The sequence below is a fragment of the Peptoniphilus timonensis JC401 genome, from assembly GCF_000312025.1.
GTDB classification, from domain to species: Bacteria; Bacillota; Clostridia; order Tissierellales; family Peptoniphilaceae; genus Peptoniphilus_A; species Peptoniphilus_A timonensis.
In genome coordinates this window covers 313,454-316,194 of the sequence record NZ_HE978594.1, presented here as the reverse complement: position 1 = coordinate 316,194, position 2,741 = coordinate 313,454, and the positions used below count along the sequence as shown (strand labels likewise).

The 2,741-nt window shown below is 34.8% G+C and carries 6 protein-coding genes; all 6 read left to right on the top strand.

What is annotated here, in order from left to right; genetic code table 11:
* Positions 1 to 52: 52 nt before the first annotated feature.
* The 6 genes from HGPT_RS05305 to HGPT_RS05290 are packed head-to-tail and all read left to right on the top strand — an operon-like array spanning position 53 to position 2,547.
* Entirely contained in the window at positions 53 to 520 is a 468-nt protein-coding gene (locus tag HGPT_RS05305; RefSeq protein ID WP_245544144.1) for an electron transfer flavoprotein subunit beta/FixA family protein, read from the top strand.
* A gap of 9 nt (positions 521 to 529) precedes the next feature.
* On the top strand, positions 530 to 688 hold the full coding sequence (locus HGPT_RS10000; RefSeq protein WP_019138805.1) for a hypothetical protein: 159 nt from the start codon (positions 530 to 532) through the stop codon (positions 686 to 688).
* Positions 689 to 711: 23 nt separating this feature from the next.
* A complete protein-coding gene (locus tag HGPT_RS09995; protein ID WP_019138804.1) occupies positions 712 to 1,245 on the top strand; it encodes a hypothetical protein in 534 nt (177 codons plus the stop codon).
* Positions 1,202 to 1,501 carry an electron transfer flavoprotein subunit alpha/FixB family protein gene (locus HGPT_RS09990; RefSeq protein WP_019138803.1) on the top strand — a complete coding sequence of 100 codons (300 nt, stop codon included), beginning with the start codon at positions 1,202 to 1,204 and terminating at the stop codon, positions 1,499 to 1,501. The genes HGPT_RS09995 and HGPT_RS09990 overlap by 44 nt, the downstream gene beginning before the upstream one ends.
* A gap of 10 nt (positions 1,502 to 1,511) precedes the next feature.
* Positions 1,512 to 1,862 carry a CidA/LrgA family protein gene (locus HGPT_RS05295; protein WP_019138802.1) on the top strand — a complete coding sequence of 117 codons (351 nt, stop codon included), beginning with the start codon at positions 1,512 to 1,514 and terminating at the stop codon, positions 1,860 to 1,862.
* Entirely contained in the window at positions 1,855 to 2,547 is a 693-nt protein-coding gene (locus tag HGPT_RS05290) for an LrgB family protein (protein ID WP_019138801.1), read from the top strand. The genes HGPT_RS05295 and HGPT_RS05290 overlap by 8 nt, the downstream gene beginning before the upstream one ends.
* The last annotated feature ends 194 nt before the right edge of the window (positions 2,548 to 2,741 follow it).

Here is a 2,741-nt window from a genome sequence, read left to right as displayed (position 1 = left end):
TAAAGAATGATGATTATAAAAGCTTGATGCAAAAGCTATTACTGAAATTCTTATGGGAGCAAAGGAAAAATTAGAAGCTGAACTTGGTGCTTTTGATGTAATTTGCTTTGGTAAAGAAACTACTGATGCAGAAGCATCACAAGTTGGAGTTTATTTTGCTAATAAGTCTGATCTTGGTGTAGTTACATCTGTTATTGCAATGGAAAAAGATGGTGACAAACTTGTTTCTAAACAAGAAATCGACGGCGGTTATAGAGAAATGGAAGCAAAACTTCCTACTGTTGTAACTATTGCAAAACCAGATTATGAACCGAGATATCCTACTATAAAATCAAAAATGGCTGCAAGAAGACAAAAGATTGAAGACTTTGAAGTGGAAACTACTTCTAGTCCAATTCTTGAAGAATTAAAAGACTTCGAACCTAAGAAGAGAGAAGCTGGAGTAAAAATTCAAGAAGATGAAGTGGAAGATACTGTAGCTAAGGCTATTAGCCTAATGGTAGAACAAAAGGTTTTATAGGAGGAAAAGATGAAAAATATATTGACATATATAGAAATAAAAGATGCTGCTCCTATTAAACTTTCTTTAGAATCCCTTTCTAAGGCAAGTGAAATTGCGAGGGATAAGGGTGGAAAATCCATTGCTCTTATCACTTTTGAACTTGCAGATGATGAAGTAAAAAATTAAAGGGTGCAGGAGCAGAAGAAATTGTGCTTGTAAAAAGAGATGCCTACAATATGGAAGACTTCGCAAATATTATCCTTGAAGTTTCTAAAAAATATGACTGTGAAGATATTTTCATAGGAGGAACTCTTGATGGTAAGGACCTTGCTCCAAGTGTAGCAGCAAAACTAGACACAGTTTCTGTTACTAATGTAATGGACATAAAATTCGAAGGTGAAGATGTAATTTATGTTACACCATCTTATGGTGCAACAGTCCTTACAGAATCAAAAATCTCAAAGGCTCCAAGAATTGCTGTTATAAGAGCGGGATCCTTTGACAAGAGAGATGATTTTGATGCTAGCGGAAATCTTGTGGAAGAAAACATTGATGAAGTTAAAGATTTAAAGGCAGTAATAAGAGAAGTTGTTACTGCTAACGAAGCCGCTATTAATCTTGAAGATGCTCCAATAATTGTAACTTGTGGTAGAGGTGCATCATCTGATGAAATCTTCCCATTTGTAAAGGAACTTGCTGATGTTTTTTGGTGCTCCAATTTCTGGAACAAGACCAGTAATTGATGATGGAGTTCTTCCAAAATCTTCACAAATTGGTCAATCAGGAAAAATTGTTGCCCCAGCTCTATATATTGGCTGTGGTGTAAGTGGTGCAGTGCAACATATTTCTGGTATTGAAAATTCAAACTTTATTGTTGCAATAAATAAGGACGAAGATGCTCCTATCTTTAATATGGCAGATATTGGTCTTGTAGGCGATTGCAAGCAAATTCTACCACTATTTATTGAAGAAGTTAAAAAAATAAAAGCTAATGCTTAATAGGTGAATTATGAATTATTTAAAGGAATTTGTCATACTTTGTGTATGTTTAATGCTTGGAGTAGTGACAAGACACTTGGTAAATTTCCCAATACCTGAAGCTGTTTATGGTATGATTTATCTCTTTATTGCCTTTTCTATTGGAATTATAAAGCCCGATGATGTCAAAGAAACTTCCAATGGAATTTTACAAAATTTGGCGATTTTATTTGTGCCAGCTGGTGTAGGCATAATAAATTCTTATGATGAGATAAAAGGAAAAGCTGGTCTATTAGTACTTCTAGTAGTTCTTGGAACTGCTATAACTATGGGACTTACTGGTAAAATTATAGAACTTTTACAAAGGAGGAAAGATGTTTAGTAACAAATATTTTGGAATCATCTTGACTTTTGCGACTTTTGAAATAGGCAAGATGATAAGCAAAAAACTAAAGACTCCTTTGGCGAATCCTCTTTTAATATCCATTGCCCTATGTATATTATTTTTAAAGCTAACTGGCATATCTTATGAAGATTATAAACAAGGCGGGGACTTTATAATGTTTTTTATAGCTCCTGCCACAGTTGCCATGGTAGTTGATTTGTACGAAAACCTCCCAGAACTTAAAAAGAATTTAATTCCAATTTTGTCTGGAACAATTTTAGGCTCTGCGATTGCTATGTTTTTTGTTATTTTCGCCTCAAGCTTTTTAGGCATAGACGAAAATCTTGTAGTATCCTCAACTCCACAATCAATTACAACAGCAATTGCAATTTCTCTTTCTGAAGAGTATGGTGGAGCCTCTGCTATAACTGCAGTTCTTGTAGTTATAAGAGGGGTAACTGGCGCAGTAATTGCGCCACTTATTATGAAACTCTTTAGAATAAAAGATCCAACAGCACAAGGAGTTGCCATTGGCACTTCTTCTCACGCAGTTGGTACTTCTGAAGCGAGAAAGCTTGGAGAGATCCAAGGTGCCATGAGTGGACTTTCTATTGCAGTGGCAGGTCTTGTGACTGTAATCCTAATGCCAGTAGCAATGAAAGTTATAGAAATGTTATTTTGATTTGAAATAAAGAATAAGTAAAGATATTGTATATAAAGACCTATTGTCTCCCTCAATAGGTCTTTTTTAATGATAAGAAAAACAAAGATGTGTCTCTGTTTTCTGGTTTTCACAGCAAATGCGAGCTTTAGCGAAGCATGAGCTGATGAAAAATCTTATACAGCTATAATAAAGGAACACGGATTTTTGACAAG

Bases quoted from the DNA above. Each gene is read 5' to 3' on its own strand.
- HGPT_RS05305 (WP_245544144.1), top strand. From the start codon at position 53: ATGGGAGCAAAGGAAAAATTAGAAGCTGAACTTGGTGCTTTTGATGTA.
- HGPT_RS10000 (WP_019138805.1), top strand. From the start codon at position 530: ATGAAAAATATATTGACATATATAGAAATAAAAGATGCTGCTCCTATT.
- HGPT_RS09990 (WP_019138803.1), top strand. From the start codon at position 1,202: ATGTTTTTTGGTGCTCCAATTTCTGGAACAAGACCAGTAATTGATGAT.
- HGPT_RS05295 (WP_019138802.1), top strand. From the start codon at position 1,512: ATGAATTATTTAAAGGAATTTGTCATACTTTGTGTATGTTTAATGCTT.
- HGPT_RS05290 (WP_019138801.1), top strand. From the start codon at position 1,855: ATGTTTAGTAACAAATATTTTGGAATCATCTTGACTTTTGCGACTTTT.